Source organism: Sulfitobacter sp. HI0129, from assembly GCF_001635395.1.
Lineage (GTDB): Bacteria > Pseudomonadota > Alphaproteobacteria > Rhodobacterales > Rhodobacteraceae > Sulfitobacter.
This window is the reverse complement of record NZ_LWGH01001087.1, coordinates 1-672: the sequence shown is the minus strand read 5'-3', so window position 1 is coordinate 672 and position 672 is coordinate 1. Positions and strand designations below refer to the sequence as shown.

Here is a 672-nt window from a genome sequence, read left to right as displayed (position 1 = left end):
TGCTGCCCGTGTTGAGAAGGACGTCGAGCTCCTTCTCCGTGAGGTTCAGCATGGCGTAGTCCGCAGGCTGCGCGCGGATATTGGGCAGCAGGATCTGCGTCGGAACGGCTTCGACGATGGTCTTGCCGGTCCGGGTGCGCTCAAGCTGGCTGGCATATTGCGTCATCATCACGGCGACGGTGTTCTGCTTGCGCGCAGTCACGAGCCAGTTCGACAACCGTTCGGCGAAATATGCGTTGTCGAGCGCCTTCCAGGCCTCGTCGATCACGATGATGGTGGGGCGGCGGTCCTCGATCTCGCGCTCGACCCGGCGGAAAAGATAGGACAGGACCGCCATCCGTTCCTTGTCGGCCTCGCTGTCTAGAATGCCGGTCAGATCGAAGCCCACGACATCGCCCTTGAGCGAGAACGTGTCCTCGAGGCTCTGCCCGAAGATCCAGCCGTAGCGGCCGTCTTCGGTCCACTCGAGCAGGCGCTGGTGCAGATCGCCGCCGTCATCCGTAGACACAAAAAGCGATGCGAAATCCCGCCAGTTCCGCAGGGCCGGATTGGTGGCCTGGGCATTCTGGCGCACGACCTCTTGGATGCGGTTGGTCTGCGCCGGGGTCAGGGGCTTGTCGGCGCGGTAGAGCAGGGTTGTGAGCCAATCCGAGAGCCAGGCGGTGCCGCGCG

The 672-nt window shown here is 63.7% G+C and carries 1 protein-coding gene; it reads right to left on the bottom strand.

All coding sequences use genetic code 11. The features are described from left to right. Positions 1 to 672: VirB4 family type IV secretion system protein (locus A3764_RS22780; protein ID WP_443069412.1), on the bottom strand; the 672-nt coding region annotated here is incomplete at both ends.